Consider the following 16,111-nt stretch of genomic DNA (forward strand, 5'->3'; position numbering starts at 1 on the left):
TGAATTCAGTTATTTTGCGCGATGTAGATGAACCGCTCGACGATCACCGCCAGGGCGATCGCGAACGCCGGCACCGCCAGGAAGAGCAGGCGTTTGCGCGCCCTCGGCGCCCGGGTCGGGCCGTTCAGCCGGATGATCTCGTAGCCGAACAGGGTGACCCAGGTCACGGCCAGCGCGCCGATGCCCACCGGCGTCCACGGCGTCGTCGGGTCGCCGCGTCCCTTGTAGGGGTTCGGCTCGGGGATCTCGGTGCCCCTGACGAACTTCTTCCAGGTGTAGAGCGCCGCGTCGTCGTTCGAGAGCACCTTCTTCAGGTCGGGCGACTTGTCCAGCGCCGCCCGGAACCGCTCGCCCCAGTCGGCGGGGAAGCCCTCGTTGAGCTGCAGATAGCTCACCTGGCCGCGGCTCACCATCAGGTACGAGTTGCGCGGCTGCGTCTTGAGCTTCTCGATGGCCTTGTCGACCCGCGTGGGGTCCTTGAACACCAGCGCCTGCTCGGCGAAGTTGACCCGCTCCACGTCCCGCTCACCCCACGGCAGCGTCGGCGTGACCTCGGGGCCCTCCTTCGGCACCAGGTAGAGCACCTTGGCACTGGGGCTGTCGTGGTCGTAGACGTAGTGCAGGGCGGCCACCTCGCCGGTGGTGACCCGCTCGAACTTCTCGTTGCCGTACCGGGCCAGGAAGAACGCCATCGCGAACATGATCGCGAAGCACGCGGCCAGCACCAGCGAGATCTTCTTGGTCAGCTCGGGGTTGAAGCGCACGTTCCGCTTGCGCAGCGGCACCGTCTCCTCGCGCACGTCCGCGCTGTCGGCCGGCAGGTTCGGGAAGAACGCGTACGCGGCCAGCAGGCACGCGCCGGGCAGCGCGAACATGTAGATCCGCAGCCCGATCTCGCCGCCGTAGCTCTGCAGGCCGAGCGCCAGCACCGGCACGCACAGCAGGATCAGCGCCGAGCGGTCGAACACCCCGCGCCGCAGCCGCCGGAACAGCCCGGCCGCCGCGCAGCCGAGGATCACCGCGAGGATGCCCAGCCGCGCCTGCAGCACCATCGCGTGCGCGGGGTCGGTGCCCTCGATCCGGTCGCCGGTGTTGCTGCGCAGGTTGGCCAGGATGTTGCCCAGGCCGCCGAAGATCGTGTCGATCTGGCTGGCCCAGAAGCCCACCGTCATGTAGCTGATCCAGGCCAGCACCATCAGTCCGAGGAAGAACGGCAGCGCCCAGGTCAGCGTGGTCCGCCTGAAGATCAGGAACGCCGTCAGCACGCCGAGCATCATGAACGGCGTGATCTGGTGCGAGGCCACCGACGCCACGAACAGCGCCACCAGCATCATCAGCATGAGCAGCTTGTCGGCCCTGAACGTGCCGGTGTTGGCCAGCTCGCCCGGCGTCATCGCGTCCAGCTTGCCGATCCACTTGCGCAGGCCCTTCGGCGGGATCGGCTTGGTCCGCGGCTCCACCCGCCCGAACCAGCGCAACAGGATCGCCACGAACGCCAGATAGAGGGCGAAGGTGAAGCCCTGCGGCGAGAAGTAGTCCTGGCCGATCCACTGCACCAGCACGAACAGCAGCGCCGCGAACCACCTGGCCCGCGTGGTGGCCACCACCTGGCGCAGGATCAGCACGAACGGGAGCAGGTAGAGCAGGTTCGACAGGAGCGGCGTCCACTGCAGGATCGTCGTCATGTCGCTGATGCCGGCGGCCTTCGTCACGAACGCGAACAACGCGAAGAAGCCCGGCCAGCCCATGCGGGCGTCGATGTTGATCGCCGTCTCGCCGGTCCTGCCGATGAACTCCACGAAACCGGCGTGGATGTAGGCCGTCGGGAAGCGCGGCTCCTCCGCCACCAGGGCGCCCGCGCCGTGCAGCGCGAACGTGATGGCGGCGATCTGGAACAGCAGCAGGAACTTGCGGTCCGTGCTCTGGGAGACCGTGACGAAGAACGACACGAGCATGATCAGGATGGCGATGAACGCCGAGGTCGGCAGCGCCGAGATCAGCCCCAGGCCGTCGATGTCGGCCGGGTCGACGCCGCGCAGGGGGCCCGGGGGCACCTTGAGCGCGAGCACGTACATGACCAGGCCCTCAAGGGTCAGCAGCACGGGCAGCCACTTGGGCGCGCTCGCGACGAGCGCCCCGGCCCTGGCCCGCAGCGTCCTCGGCTTCGCGGCCTGCTGCGGCTTGCCCTGAGGCTGCCCCGGCGGCTGCCCCGGCGCCGGTCCGGCCTGCGCCGGCGGCCCCTGCGGACTCTGCGCCGGCGCGCCTGCGCCGGGCGGCGGCGCGGTGGCCGGCCGCACCAGATCCTTGAGACTGTGCGCCGTCCCGCCCCCCGTACCGCCGGGCGCGGCTCCGGTCGCGCCTCCCGGTGCGGGGCCGGTCGCCGCGCCACCCGGGGCCGCCCCGGTCGCGGGTCCTCCGGACGGATGCGCTCCCGCGACGGCTCGTCCCGCACCAGGCCCAGCCTGAACGGGCGGCGCTCCGGCAGACCCCGCCTTGGCCGGACCGCCGGTGGCCGGCGCGTCCCCGGCCGGGCCGCCGGTGGACGTCGTGCCTGGGGCCGGGCTGCCGGCGACTCGAGTGCCGGGGGCGTCGGTGGACGGCGCACCGGGAGCCGGGCCGCCCTTGGCCGGGCCGCCCTTGGCCGGGGTGCCGGTGGTCGGGGTGCCGGTGGTCGGGGTGCCGGTGGGCTGGACCTTCATCGGCTGGGTTCCGGCTACCGGGCTGGCCGTGCCCGGTCGTGCCTGCGCCGGAGTCGCGCTCTTCGGGGGCGCGCCGGCGGGGGAGCCCGTCGCCGCGGATGCGGCGGTCGTCGAAGGCGTGCCGGTCGAGCCCTTGGCGGGCGTCCCGGGCTTGGCGGGCGTCCCGGGCTTGGCGGGGGTCCCGGGCTTCGCGGGCGTTCCGGGCTTGGCGCCGGTGTCACCGGGCGGGCGCGGGGCTTCGGGTTTCGGGCCGGTGGCGGGACGGGAACCGCCGGTCCGCTCGGCGTCACCGGCCGGCTGAGGACCGGTCGACTGAGGGCTGGACGGTTTGGGGCCGGCCGACTGAGGGGCGGACGGCTCGGGGCCGGTCGGCCGAGGGGTGCTGGGCGGCTGTGAAGGCGCGCCTGGCTTCGTCGCAGTGGTCGCCTGTGCCCCACTGGCCCCTGGCTTCCCTCCGGCCGTCTGCGGCCCGCTGGGCGGCTGGGAGCGCGGCCCGGGCCGGGTGGGGACCGCCGCGTCGTCGCCGGCCCGCCCCGTAGGCGGATGACCGATGTGCAGCGACGGCAGCCGGATCGCCGTGGTCTGGTCGGCGCTCGCCGCGGAACCGTCGTCGCCGGAACTGCCGGAACTGCCGGAAGAGACGGCGGGGTTCGTGGGGGAGTCAGCGTCCCGTGAAGAGTCGGCGGTGCTCTTGGGGGAGTCGTCAGCCGCGCCGGAACCCTCGCCCGCCGGCGGAGAGTCGAACGTCAGCTTCGGGATGACTCCCGTAGCTTCCGGATCGAAGGGCACGTCTGACTCCTCCTTGTCCGCGCGCACGTCCTCACGTACGTCGTCCCCGCGCACGTCCGAGGAGCCGGTGCCCCCCGTTGTCATGCCATCGCCGTCCCGTTGCCTCACGTTGACCATCATGCGGCCCCGGACGACCCCTGGGTGACAGTCGGCCTACCGCTTTCGCCATATTTGAGAACTCTGCGAAGATTTCCGAAGATCAAAAGTGCGACGAGCACCTCGCTGAGAAGCAATCCGTACCCCACCGCGTTCACCCCGAAGTACGGGAAGAGCGCCAGGGTGGACACCAGCACGGCCACCGCCAGCCCGATCTGGACCGCCGCGAGCGTCCGCGCCTTGCTCTGCGCCCGCAGCGCGCTCAGATAGACCTCGATCAGCACCCGCGGCAGCACGGCCAGCGCCATCAGCCGCAGCAGCGTCGTGCCCTCCTCGGCGAACTCCGAGCCGAAGATGCGCAGGATCAGCGGCGCCCCGAGGATCGCCACCGCGATGATCGGAGTGACGATCATGAACGCCCGCCGCAACGCCCGCCGGCAGTTGTCGGCCAGTTTGGCGCGATCCAAAGAACCCTCGACGGTCAGCGACACCGCCATGTTCATGGCCAGCAGCTCGATCATGCTGGCCAGCGTGTGCGCCATCGAGAAGCGCCCGAACGTGGCCTCGCCCACCTGCGTGGCGACCACCACGGGCACCAGGTAGACGATCGCCAGGATCGACAGCGTGCCGGGGAAGTCGCCCGCCAGGAACCGGCCGACCTCCCGCAGCCGGGGCGGCTCGTGGACGGGGGCGGCCTGCTTGAGGTGCCGGGGCACCACGACGCCGAAGATCAGCCAGTTGACCGGGATCAGCGCGAGCGCGGTCGGGATCACCCACGAGACGAAGACGCCGCCCGAGGGCAGCGCGCCCGCCAGGGCGACCAGCAGCCCCATCTTGACCAGGCCGAAGATCAGGTTGTTCATGGGCACGAACGTGGCCCGGCGCAACCCGGTCAGCACCACGTCCTGCAGCGTGAACACGGCCCACACCACGACGGAGGCCAGGAAGAACAGGCCGGGCCCGAACCCGCCGAGCACCTGGTAGGTCTGCCCCCACAGCGGCAGCGTCAGCAGGAAACCGAGCGCCGCGACCCCGCCCGTGGCGGCGGCCAGGCCGTACCCGCGCAGGATGAGCTCGGGCGTGCGGCGGCCCGCCACCGGCAGGAAGCGGGCCAGCGCGCCGACGAACCCCAGCGCGGTCAGCGACGCGAACAGCCGCATCGCCGTGATCACCGCCTGGCCGCGGCCGAACTCCTCGGGCGTGTAGAAGTGGGCGGCCAGCAGCCAGTAGCCCATGCCCAGCACACCGGTGACGACGGTGTTGGCCATGAGCGCGTAGCCCTGGCGGAACAGCGGGTTACGCAGGTCGGTGCGGACCTTCGCCCAGACGCTAGACATTTCCGCGCACCCGCTGCAGCCCGTACCTCGTCCTGCGCACGACCGCGTACCCCTTGGTGAGGATGCGCTCGCGCAGGTAGATGAGGGGTACGGCGTTGCCTTCGACGGCGCGCTTGAACATGTTGATGGTCGTGCCCTTGCCGACCGTCAACCGGGGGATGGCGAGCATGTCGTGCCGGTCCGCGGCGATCGTGTTGCTCACGGCGCAGGCGGCGAAGTAGCCGGCCTTGCGCACCTCGCGGCGGACGCGGGCGCTCGAATAGCCGTAGGGGTAGGCCATGGTGGCGACCGGCGCGCCGATCTTCTCCTCCAGCAGGCCCTTGTTCTTGCGCAGCTCCTGCCGCAGGTCCTCCATGCGGAGCTGGTCGAGCTGCGGATGGCTGTGGCTGTGGCCGCCGATCTCGATGCCGGTCTGGGCGGCCTCGCGGGCCTGGCCCCAGGACAGCATGTCGTCCAGCGCCCTGCCCGCGGCGTCCTGGCCCGCGTCGGACACCCAGCCGCTGGTCAGGAAGACCGTGGCGGGGAAGTTGTAGCGTTCGAGCAGGGGCAGCGCGTGGCTGTGGAAGTCGGCGTAGCCGTCGTCGAACGTCACCACGATCGGCTTGTCCGGCACCGAGCGGCCGTTGTTCTTGTTGAGTGAGGCCACCAGGTCGCCCAGCGTGAGCGGGGTGAAGCCGCTCTCGGACAGGTAGGCGAGCTGCTCGGCCAGGTCGGAGGGCCGGACCGCGTGCGGCCTGGTCTCGTCGTTGGGCGCGTCGGTGACCGAGTGGTACATCAGGATCGGTACGCGGATCATGATCGTGCCGCCTTCAGCCGTACGGAACCGACGACGTAACCCCAGGTCGTCCAGGCCAGCCCGATCACGATCGCGGCGGCCCGGCCGAGACCGCCGACGTCACCGCGCAGCGCCTCGCCGAGCCCGCGCAGCGCGCCGAGCGGCAGCGTCTTCATCGCGTGCGCCCGCTCGCTGGACAGCCCGTCCTGGGTGCCCACCTCGCGCGTCACCAGGGCCTTCGACAGCCCCTCCGCGTAACACCTGGACCTGAAGTAGGCGAACCGCTCGCGCACCTTGGACACCTTGTGCCCGATCACCGCGCGCGGCTCGAACAGCATCACCGAGCCCGGCCTGCGCTGGCTCAGCCTGATGCAGAACTCGGTCTCCTCGCAGCCCAGCGGGCGCGACTTGCGGCCCTGCACGCTGCGCCCGATGCCGCTGTGGAACCCGCCCACCTCGGACACGGCGTCGCGCAGGAAGGCGGCGTTGCCGCCCATGACGTTGCGGATCGGCGCCCTGACCGCGGGCATGCCGCGGTAGGTGCAGCCGACCGTCCAGTCGAACTCGTACGGGAACCAGCGCGGCCGCCGGCCCGACGCCCACAAGGGGTCGGTCCGGCCGCCGACGCCCACCACGCCGGGTTCCTGGAAGCCCTCCTCCAAAGCCTCCAGCCACCCGGCGTCGGCGACCGCGTCGTCGTCGAGGAAGGCCACGATCTCACCGTCGGCCGTGGCCACACCGGTGTTCTTGCCTCCTGACAACCCCTGCTCGTGCGTGTTCTCCACCACGATGGCCTGCGGGTACTCGCGCTTCAGCTTGAGGTGCAGGTCCGGGTTGTGGTCGACCACCAGGATCAGCTCGTGTGCCGGGCGTGTCTGGTTCTCGACCGACTCGACTGCCTGCCTGATGTCCTCCCACCGCTCGTCGGTGTAGACGCAGATGACAACAGACGTGTTCACAACGGTCCTCTTTTTTATGCGACGCCTCGGTCAGCGGCGGGAGTGGCGGCGGGCTCAGGCTGAGGGGGAGCGGGCTGGCGACGCCACTCCTTCAGGATGGTCTTGAGCACGCGGAAGCCATCTCGTACGACGTGAAGGTTGCTCTCGCCGTGGATGCGGTTGCGCTCGTGACTCGGCACCTCGTGCACCTTCAACCCGGCCTTGGCTGCCCGCACGTTCATCAGCGTCTCCACCTCGAAGCCGTCGCAGTCGAGGTCGAGCGTGTCAAGGTGGCGGGCCCAGAAGGCGTTGTAGCCGTAGCACAGGTCGGTGTACTGGGTGCGGTACATCACGTTGACGATGCCGGTGAGCACCTTGTTGCCGAGCCGCCGGTTGATCGTCAGGTCGTCGCTGCCGCCTCCGGCGGCGTAGCGCGAGCCCTTGACGAAGTCGGCGCCGGTCACGAGTGCCCCGACGAAGTTGATGATCTCGCGGCCGTCGGTGGAGCCGTCGGCGTCGATCATCACGATGATGTCGCTGGTGCACGCGGCGAAGCCGGCGGACAGGGCGTCGCCCTTGCCCTTTCCGGTCTGCGTCACGACTTTCACGTTGGGCCGCAGCCGTCTGGCCACGGCCACCGTGTCGTCGACGGAGTTGCCGTCGACGAGCACGATCTCGTCCACCCACTGCGGGATGGTGGCGAACACGTGCGGCAGGTTCTCGGCCTCGTTCATCGCCGGGACGACGACGCTGACCGTCGGGGAGATGGCCAGGTGCGGCGTCACGGGCGTGAAGCTCGAAGGCGGCGGCATCGAGCGGAGGGGCGAGGAGTGAACCTTGCCGTTGTGCTTGGTGATCTCGGGACTCATGGCGAGGGAAATCCTTCCGGGGCCCTTCGGTGCGGACCGGACGGTGTCATCCCCGGGTGCTGCGGGAATGGCGAAGCCGGCGAACGATGCATCGAAGGGTCCTGTGCGTGTGAGGGTGTGCTGTGCCGGGGGTATTCGGGGGCGGAACGCGGGCGCTCCGTCGGTTCTGGGTTACGTGTTGGGTGACTCCTGTTGCTGCATGGAACTGCGCACCCGACCGAAACCCTTGAGTACACGGTCGGCTGCTCTATAGAGAGACGGCCGATCCATGACAATTGTTCGGGCTTTGTTGAAAGGAGTTCGGCCCATCCAGTGAACCGTCGCCGCCGGGGACGGTCTCGAGATGCGGCCCTCGGCGACGTAGAGGACGCCGCTCTTGAGCCAGTCCTTGTACTCCTTGCCGCCCTTGCCCATGTCGACCATGTGCAGACCGGCGTTCGCGGCGGCCTCGGCCATCTGGAGATGGTGGACGATGCCCGGCGAATAGCGGCCGAACTCGGTGTCGTAGGCGGGGAACCACCCTACAAGCGTGGTCGCCGTACGGAGGCCGAAATGCCCGGCCACCGGGACGTCCCCGGCATACAGCATGGTCAGGACGCCCGCGAAGTCCGATGAGTTCTCGGCATGCATCATGTCGGTCAGTTCGACGATCCACGGCTGGGCGAACCGGTCGACCCGGCCGGTCCTGCGGTACTGGTCGGACTTCCAGTTGAGCAACGTCCGCAGCACCTCGGGATCGGCCGAGGACCACTCGAAGCGCAGCCCGCCCTGCTCCCTGCCGAACTTCCGCTCCTTGTAGCGGACGGTCTTGAGGTTCTTCGGCGAGTTGGACTTGACCTGTTCGAGCCAGGCGTCGAAGCCGGCGGTGAAGTCCATCACCGGCGCGGGCCTGACGTCGGCCTCGTAGGGCGCGAACGTCGGCTGCCCCGCGACCAGGTGGTCGAAGTCGAAGACGCTGAGCTTGCAGGCGCGCAGCAGGGCCTTGGCGTCGAGCCGCAGGTCCTGCTCGGCGATCAGGCCGTGGCAGGTGGTGAGGAAGCCGCCGAGCGGCTTGCCGATGCCGAAGCTGTGCCGCTCGTACGGGAAGAATCCCTTGATGCCGCCGCCATCGGAGACGACCGCCACCCTCACGTAGTCGCGCAAGCGGTCCATCGCCACGGCGAACTCGACCGACAGGAACGGGTTGTCCAGACTCGGGTCGGCCTTCTGCAGCTCCCGCCAGCGGGCGCGCTCGGCGTCTCCGAGCTCTCCCGGCCGAACTACCTGGATGTTCACCTTGCCCTGGCCCCCTGTTCGGTCTGCATGTTCTTCCCCCGGTACAACACGCGAAGCACGTACATGAACCCTCCGAGCACGGCTACCGTCGCGACGCCGGCTCGGGGTGACCACGCGTTGAACAGCAGCATGGCCTCGGCTAGGAGCACGTTCAGTACGAGACTCGCGGCGGCTCCTACTGATAGTGCGGCAAGGGGATCACGATCACGCAACAGTCCCACCACTGCCGCCCCTGGAACCACCAGAAGAAACAGGGAGATCAGGAACGGGCGCAGCGGCGTCTCGATGTCGAACAGCGCGATGACCGCTCCCGCGATGCAGGCGAGCGCCACCAGCCAGGCCAGCGCTCTGCGGTGCTGCTTGAGCATTCCTGTTTATCTCCCGCTCCTACTGGTCGAGCGCGTCTGATCGCAGTTCATGGGACCAATCCGCGCGTGGACACGTCAATGCCGACGCTTGGCGACGCACTCCGGTTTACCGCAGGCGGAGACTTCTTCGTGTGACGTTAAACACACGGTCAAGAGATCGTCTGCCCCGACGCCGTCCCCAAGCACACCAGGATGCCCTATGTGGCCTAGGATCTTCGACTCAGGGCCCGAATTATGCCTATTTGTCGATCAATCCTGTGGATCTACTGTGAATTTTCATCCACTTTGCGCATCAGTCGTGCAGCGGCTCGCCCGTCGAGGACGTCCGCAGCTCCTGGTCAGGTGAGTCGGGGCCCGAGGTCGGCTCCCCGGTGACCGTCGGCTCGTCGGTGGGCGGGTCGGAGGCGTTCGGGAGTTCCTGGCCGCGCCAGGAGAGCGAGCAGGTGGCGGTGCCGCCGTTCGAGGTGAAGGCGACGCGGCCGCGGCCCGATCCGGTCGGGTCGACGACCGTGACCATGAGCGTCACCGAGGCGCCCCGCTTGATGGATCCGCTGGCCGGGAACACGTCCAGACCCTGCGAGGCCGTGGCCACCCAGGAGACGGCGGCGTTGCGGGCGTTCAGCCCGATCTTGGCCGCGCCGTCGATCCCGTCCGGGCACGAGGCGCCGAGCCTGGCGCCGGGGGCCGCCCTGCGCCGGGTGGGCGCGGGGCGGGTGGAGCGCCCGGTGGCCGGCCTGGTGCCCAGTCGGTTGCCCGGCCGCGTCACGGCGGGCGGCGCGTCCGGCGTGCGGGTCCGGCTCGGAGTCGGCGTCGGCGTCGGCTCGGGCTCCTCCTCGTCCTCGTACGGCTCCGGCGTCGGGCTCTCCTCGACGGGAAGCGTGGGGGAGGGGGCCGGACGCAGCGCGGTGGTGTCGGAGGACTCACCGCCGTTGATCACCACCATGGCTCCCGTGGCGGCCAGCAGGCAGACGCCGGCCAGCACGAGCGGCCCCACACGGCGCGGCCGGCGGCGGCGCGAGCGGCGGTCGGCCGGCACGGGGAACCCGGTCCGGTCGAAGTCGTCGCCCAGGTCGGTGATCAGGACGCGCGTCTGGTCCAGCTCGGGCTTGACGCACGTGTCGATCACCCGGCGGCGCAGCGAGATCCTCGGGTAGGCCACCGGCACCATGTCCAGCAGCCGCGCGGCCGAGACCTGCCGGTGCCGCCGCTCGGTGCACACCTCGCACCCGCCGATGTGCCCCGACAGCCGCCGGCGCAGCAGCGGGGTGAGCGGGCCCTCCCACGAGTCCACCATCGCCGACAGGTCGGGGCAGTGCGCCCGGCCGACCCTGGCCAGCACCACGGCCGCGGCGGCGATCTCCAGGTGGTCGCGGGCCCGGCCGAGCCTGGCCGCCGCCTGCCGGGAGGTCAGGCCGAGCACCGCGGCGACCTCCGCGGGGGTCAGGTCGTGACGCACCGAGAGTTCGAGCACCTCGCGCTCGCCGCCGCTCAGCTCGCCCAGCGTCTCGTGGACCAGGTCGGCCAGCTCGGGGTCCTCGTGCTCGTCCAGCTCGGGCAGCGGCAGGCCGCCGGCGGGGGTGCCGGGGCGGCGGGCCAGCCTGGCGCGCACCTGGAACCTGGTCAGCGCGTACAGCCAGGGCCGCAGCCGGCCCGGGTCCTTGAGCCGGCTGACGCATTCCTGCGCGGTGACCAGCGCGTCGTGCACCGCGTCGGCGGCCAGGTCGTCCGCCCCGGCCAGGGAGAAGGCGTAGTCGTGCAGCCGCTCGGCGTAGGAGTCGTACAGCTTGGCGGGAGCATCGGTCTCCGTCCGGCTCAGCGCTTCGACGAGCTGCTGATCGGCGGCACGATCGACGGTCGGCCATCCAGGCACGGATTTCCCTCCCCGCGGGTAGCACAGGCGCTTCGGCCCCACGCGGAGAGGACGCGGCCGTCAACAGGCCGGTTCGCCCTTCATGCCCAATGGGCATGAAGGGGGGAAATCAGCCGTCGCAGTTGGGCGTGCAGAGGCGGCGCTCCATGCCCTGCAAGAAGAAGTCGCGGACCTGGAGGATGTTCTCGGCGATGTACGCCTCGCCGCCCGTGGCCTTGGCCAGGGTCTCCATCTGCTTCTTGCCCTTCTTGGCGTCCGGTCCGAACGCGATGAGCAGGATGGAGATCGGCCGCTTCGGGTTGTAGGTCTTGGTCAGGTACTGGATGATCTCGGAGTTCTTCACGCCGCCGTCGGGGTCGTCGTTGCCCGCGCCGTCGGTGAGGATCAGCAGGGTGTTGACCTTGTCCTGCTGGTACGTCTTCGTCAGCTGCCCGTAGGCCGCCTTGACCGTGTCGTTCAGCCCGGTGTCGCCCGTGGCCTTGGCCCGCATCTGGGCGAGGGTGCTGGCCATCACGTCCTTGCGCAGCGCCCCGTCGATCGACTCGCTGAGCGGCCCGACGGGGACGTTCTCCTTCCAGTCCTTGCCCTTGCCGTCCAGGTGCGTGGAGAACGTCCACAGGCCGATCTCGGATCCGGCGGGGAAGAGCCCGAGGCCCTCGGCGGCGATCTTGTTGATCGCCTGCATGCGCGTCATGCCGGTGCCGGGCACGGGCAGCGCCATCGTCCCCGAGACGTCGAGCAGGGTCAGCAGGCGGCTGCCCAGGTTCAGCCTGGTCCAGGTCTGCACCATCCGCGTCACGGTCGCGCCGTCCGGCGGGTCCAGCGCCACCGGGGCCTCGGGGGTGAAGCCCTTGTCCTCCGACAGCGCGTCGCCGGCCTTGCCGTCCGCGCTGCGGAACCCGGCCGCGCGCAGGACCTTCTTGGCCGACTCCGAGGAGAGCTCCTGCTTGAAGTCCGTCGCGGCCTTCAGCACGCCCGTGTCCTTGGTCAGGATCGTGACGGGGTAGTCGAGGCTGAGCGTGCCCTCCTTGGGATAGAGGGCGACCACCGGGGCCTCGGGCTTCTTGGTGTTGTGCGCGTGGATGGCCTGCTCGGTGGTGACGCCCACCGGCACCCTGCTGCCGGACTTGACCGTGAGGCTGGCCAGCAGTGCGTTCGAGTCGGGCGCGAGCTGGCCCGACAGCTCCTTGAGCGCGCCCACCAGCGCCTTGTCCTGGCCGGCCTCCTTGGCCGTGCCGGCCGCGGCCAGCAGCGCCGCCAGGCCGGCGGAGTTCTTCTGCGGGTCGAGCGCGAGCACCCGGACCTTCCTGCCGGGGCCGTCCACGTTGGCCACGTTCGCCGCGGAGACCATGGCGGTCCAGCTCGGCTGCAGCGCCCCCGACAGCTTCTCGGCCGACGCCTTCGCCGCCGCCAGCACCACGGGGGAGCTCGCGATCGAGCCCTCCACCTGCGGCAGCGTGTCCTTGCCTGAGATCGCGCGCATGCTCTCCATGAGCAGGCTGGAGTCGGCCACCCAGAAGTCGGCCTTGGACTTGCCCGCCGCCAGCGCGTTCGCGGTCCTGGCCGCCGCCTCCTTGGTCACCGACACCTCGACGCACTTGCTGTCGATCGAGTGCATGGCCTTGTTGTAGTTGCCGGCGATCTTGTTCAGCGCGGGCTGGATGTCCGGCGTGGCCACCACGCGCAGCGGCAGCTTGCCGGCCGTGCAGTCGTGGTCCCTGTTGAAGATCACGAAGGCCGCGACACCGAGGAGCACGGCCATGGCGACCGCTCCGGCCAGCGGAACGAGCACTCTGCCCCGGCTGTTCTTGGACCGCCTGCGGGGAGGGGGTTCGCTGGCTCGGTAGCCGTCGTCGAGCTCGTCTGTGCGGTGTCGCCCCACGATGTCCTCTTAGGTTGCTTGAGACCTTCCGGAGACCCTAGCGGGAGATGCTCCGCAATACTCCGGGAACGATACTCGGTGCGGTATGTGTGGCAAAACAGCCCTTTTGGTGCGACGATTACCGAGTGTTGCGGTCAATGGCAACAAGTGTGACCGCCCCAGGCGCGCTTTCCCTCCCGTACGGCGACCCCCGCCAGCACCACCGCCACCACCGGATCCACCCACCACAGACCCATCGTGTTGAGCCACAGGCCCGCCAGCACGCCCGCGGCCATGGCCGCGCAGATGAGGTTCTGCGTGCCCTCGCCCGAGGTGGCGGCCGAGGCCAGCCGCCTGCCGAGCCGGCGCTTGGCCAGGCCCAGCGCCGGCATGCCGGCCAGGCTGAGCGAGGTCACCACGATCCCGAGCGCGCTCGGCGCCGCCCGCTGGCCCGCGTCCAGGTCGTGCGCGACGTGGACGATCAGATAGGGGGCCAGCAGCCAGAAGCTCAGCGCCACCAGCCGGCGCGCGGTGCTCTCGGCGCTGGACGACAGCGTACGGGCGCCGGTGAACCGCCACACCACGATCAGGCTGGCCACCGCCTCGACCAGCGCGGTCAGGCCCCAGCCGATGAGCGCGACCGAATGCGCGGCCAGGCCCGCCGCCAGGCCGAGCGTGCTCTCCACGCCGAGCCAGACCAGCGTGCACACCGAGAGCGAACGAGCGGCCCGCGCGGCGCGCAGCCACTCGGCTGACGCGGCCGGATGCTCATGAATTCGCTGATCAGGCACCATGAACCCCCGAACTCCCGGCTATCCGGCCGTCGACAGCGATCTGTACCGTACCCATCACTCTCCGTGACTTCATCCGATGACGGCAAAGGACGGTCAAGCTTCGGCCGCATAATGAGCCTTTGATCGCCGAATGATCACCGGATGCGATGCTTTCGGTGAGTGGGAGATCCGGGGGGATTTCGTGCCGTTCACGCCCAGCCACATCGCCGCCGTCGTGCCGCTGATCACCTCGTCCCGGCTGCGCCGGATCGTCGATCCATGGGCGCTGGCGATGGGCGCGATGGTCCCCGACCTGCCGATCTTCCTGCCGTTCCTGCCCGACTACACGGACTGGCACTCCTGGCTCGGCGTGGTCACCATCGACCCGCTCGCGGTGCTGATCCTGCTGCCCTTCTTCCACCTCGTCCTGCGCGACCCGCTGATCTCGCTCCTCCCGCCCGCGCTGGCGGGCCGGGCCGCGCTGCTGACCCCCGAGCGCCCGCGGCTGCTCCCCATGCTCGCCGGAGCCGTGGTCGGAGCCGCCACCCACGTGCTGTGGGACAGCTTCACCCACTCCACCGGCTCCGTGGAGTGGGGCGCCTGGCTCTCCGTCTCCGTCTTCGGCGTGATCAGGCTCTTCCGCCTGCTGCAGTACACCTCGTCGGCGATCGGCCTGGCCGTGGTGGTGTGGTGGGCCTGGCGCGGGCTGTCCAGGATGCCCGCGGCGCCCGTACCCGACCGGCTGCGCGTCTCCGCCCGCACCCGCCTGACCGTCCTCGCGGGCTCGGCCATCGGCATCGTGGCCGGCGCCCTCCTCTGGCCCCTCGTGGACGAGCCCAACCCGAAGTTCGGCATCGCCAGCGTGATCACCAAGACGGGCGCGGGCACCGTGATCGGCCTGTGCCTGGTCCTCGTCTGCTACGCGGCCGTCTGGCAGGTCAGGCGGCGCATGGCAGTATCGGAAGGTGCTTGAGTACGTCACCGCCGCCGACGACCCGCGCCTCACCGACTACACCCGGCTGAGGGACGTGGAGCTGCGCAAGAGCCTGGAGGCCGAGCGCGGCCTGTTCCTCGCCGAGGGCGAGAAGGTGATCAGGCGGGCCGTCGGCGCCGGCTACCCGATCCGCTCCGTGCTGACCACCCGCCGCTGGCTGGCGTCCCTGGAGGACGTGCTCGGCGACGCGACGGTCTACGTGGTGGACGACGCCACCATGACCGGCATCGCGGGCTTCCCGGTCCACCGCGGCGCCCTGGCGTCGATGGAACGCCTCCCGCTGCCCGCCGTGGAGACCCTGCTGGAGGGGGGCGCGCGTCTGGGGGGCTGCGTGCGCCGCTTGCTGGTGCTTGAGGACCTGGTCGACCACGCCAACGTCGGGGCGATCTTCAGGTGCGCCGCCGCGCTCGGGGTCGGCGGCATCGTCCTGTCGCCGCGCTGCGCCGACCCGCTCTACCGCCGGGCGGTGAAGGTCGCGATGGGCGCGGTCTTCTCGATCCCGTACGCGCGCATGGACGACTGGTTCGAAGGGCTGTCCACCCTGCGCAAGGCCGGCTTCCAGACCCTCGCCCTGACCCCGGACCAGACGGCCACCCCGCTCGACACGGTCGCTCTGTCCGAGCGGGTGGCGCTGCTGCTCGGCTCCGAGGGCGACGGTCTGTCCTCCCACTGGCTGCAGGAGGCAGACGAGGCGGTGTGCATCCCGATGAGCGGGGAGGCGATGGCGGCGGGAGTCGACTCGCTGAACGTCGTCGCGGCGGCGGCCATCGCCTGCCACGGGCTGATGCGGTCCACCTGAGCCCGCCGGTGCGGCCGGCCTTCGCGGTCCGTCCGAGACCGCCGCGTGCGCCGGCCGGCTTGCTCGCGGCGGTGCGTCAGCCGCCGGAGGGCGCTCCGGCCGCGGCGTCGTCGGCGGACTTGTCGGGGACCACGGTGAGGCTGACGAGGTGGCGGGTGCGGCCGTCGCCGGGTCCGTTGCCCGTGCGGCGGGTCACCACGGCCTCGATCTCCGCGGCCAGCTCGGCGCACTCCTCCTCGCTCAGCCAGACCGCGGCCTGGCGGCAGAGCAGCCCCTCGCGGGCGGGGTCGGCGTCGTCGCGGGCGAGATAGCGGTCCACGTCGGCCATCAGAGCCCCGCTGAACAGGGCGAAGGCGCGCTGATAGTCGTCCTTGGTCATGCTCGAACGCTCCTCCGCGTCCAGGAGCGACCTGTCCCCGCGGACCCGGTAACCGCGTTCGACCACGCCGCGGACCCGTCTCTCGCTCACCACCTCCAGGAAACCGGCCTCGGCGAGGGCGGCGACGTGCCGGTACATGGTGGCCGGGGCGATGTCGGGCAGCCGCTCGCGCAACTGGGCCGTGGTCAGCTCGTCGGCGCCGAGCATGGTCTGCATGATGCGCAGTCGTACGGGATGGAGCAGATGATGTGCGGTTGCCATGTGCCCATGTTCTCATGTTTGATAGCAT

At 70.4% G+C, this 16,111-nt stretch carries 13 protein-coding genes; 2 read left to right on the plus strand and 11 right to left on the minus strand.

Annotation, left to right across the window (positions count from 1 at the left end; translation table 11 throughout):
* Positions 1 to 5: 5 nt before the first annotated feature.
* The 10 genes from B0I32_RS56865 to B0I32_RS41575 form a co-directional block, all read right to left on the minus strand.
* Positions 6 to 3,572 carry a hypothetical protein gene (locus B0I32_RS56865; protein WP_146178503.1) on the minus strand — a complete coding sequence of 1,189 codons (3,567 nt, stop codon included), beginning with the start codon at positions 3,570 to 3,572 and terminating at the stop codon, positions 6 to 8.
* A gap of 32 nt (positions 3,573 to 3,604) precedes the next feature.
* Positions 3,605 to 4,921 carry a lipopolysaccharide biosynthesis protein gene (locus B0I32_RS41535; protein ID WP_106249071.1) on the minus strand — a complete coding sequence of 439 codons (1,317 nt, stop codon included), beginning with the start codon at positions 4,919 to 4,921 and terminating at the stop codon, positions 3,605 to 3,607.
* Positions 4,914 to 5,717 (minus strand): polysaccharide deacetylase family protein, encoded by an 804-nt coding sequence (locus B0I32_RS41540; protein WP_106249072.1) that lies wholly within the window; start codon positions 5,715 to 5,717, stop codon positions 4,914 to 4,916. Before B0I32_RS41540 ends, B0I32_RS41535 begins: the two co-directional genes overlap by 8 nt.
* Positions 5,714 to 6,655: a glycosyltransferase family 2 protein gene (locus B0I32_RS41545; protein ID WP_106249074.1), complete on the minus strand. Its 942-nt coding sequence runs from the start codon at positions 6,653 to 6,655 to the stop codon at positions 5,714 to 5,716. Before B0I32_RS41545 ends, B0I32_RS41540 begins: the two co-directional genes overlap by 4 nt.
* Before the next feature lie 14 nt (positions 6,656 to 6,669).
* The gene (locus B0I32_RS41550; protein ID WP_106249075.1) at positions 6,670 to 7,503 is read right to left on the minus strand and encodes a glycosyltransferase family 2 protein; all 834 of its coding nucleotides are present in this window, start codon (positions 7,501 to 7,503) and stop codon (positions 6,670 to 6,672) included.
* Between the two features lie 171 nt (positions 7,504 to 7,674).
* Positions 7,675 to 8,778, minus strand: coding sequence for a GNAT family N-acetyltransferase (locus tag B0I32_RS41555; protein ID WP_106249077.1), 1,104 nt, complete (start codon positions 8,776 to 8,778; stop codon positions 7,675 to 7,677).
* Complete coding sequence (locus tag B0I32_RS41560; protein WP_106249078.1) at positions 8,775 to 9,146, minus strand: hypothetical protein; 372 nt, start codon at positions 9,144 to 9,146, stop codon at positions 8,775 to 8,777. Before B0I32_RS41560 ends, B0I32_RS41555 begins: the two co-directional genes overlap by 4 nt.
* 292 nt (positions 9,147 to 9,438) lie before the next feature.
* Positions 9,439 to 11,016 carry an RNA polymerase sigma factor gene (locus B0I32_RS41565; RefSeq protein WP_181308364.1) on the minus strand — a complete coding sequence of 526 codons (1,578 nt, stop codon included), beginning with the start codon at positions 11,014 to 11,016 and terminating at the stop codon, positions 9,439 to 9,441.
* Between the two features lie 109 nt (positions 11,017 to 11,125).
* Positions 11,126 to 12,898 carry a substrate-binding domain-containing protein gene (locus B0I32_RS41570; RefSeq protein ID WP_245956355.1) on the minus strand — a complete coding sequence of 591 codons (1,773 nt, stop codon included), beginning with the start codon at positions 12,896 to 12,898 and terminating at the stop codon, positions 11,126 to 11,128.
* Positions 12,899 to 13,032: 134 nt separating this feature from the next.
* On the minus strand, positions 13,033 to 13,671 hold the full coding sequence (locus B0I32_RS41575; protein WP_106249084.1) for a cation diffusion facilitator family transporter: 639 nt from the start codon (positions 13,669 to 13,671) through the stop codon (positions 13,033 to 13,035).
* A gap of 181 nt (positions 13,672 to 13,852) precedes the next feature.
* On the opposite strand from B0I32_RS41575, the gene B0I32_RS41580 reads away from it, so the two are divergent.
* Both B0I32_RS41580 and B0I32_RS41585 read left to right on the plus strand, forming a co-directional pair.
* Positions 13,853 to 14,623, plus strand: coding sequence for a DUF4184 family protein (locus B0I32_RS41580; protein ID WP_106249198.1), 771 nt, complete (start codon positions 13,853 to 13,855; stop codon positions 14,621 to 14,623).
* Complete coding sequence (locus tag B0I32_RS41585) at positions 14,616 to 15,443, plus strand: TrmH family RNA methyltransferase (RefSeq protein ID WP_106249085.1); 828 nt, start codon at positions 14,616 to 14,618, stop codon at positions 15,441 to 15,443. Before B0I32_RS41580 ends, B0I32_RS41585 begins: the two co-directional genes overlap by 8 nt.
* Before the next feature lie 76 nt (positions 15,444 to 15,519).
* On the opposite strand, the gene B0I32_RS41590 is transcribed toward B0I32_RS41585, so the two are convergent.
* A complete protein-coding gene (locus tag B0I32_RS41590) occupies positions 15,520 to 16,083 on the minus strand; it encodes a helix-turn-helix domain-containing protein (RefSeq protein WP_106249087.1) in 564 nt (187 codons plus the stop codon).
* Between the last annotated feature and the right edge of the window lie 28 nt (positions 16,084 to 16,111).

It is taken from the genome of Nonomuraea fuscirosea (assembly GCF_003001935.1).
GTDB classification, from domain to species: domain Bacteria; phylum Actinomycetota; class Actinomycetes; order Streptosporangiales; family Streptosporangiaceae; genus Nonomuraea; species Nonomuraea fuscirosea.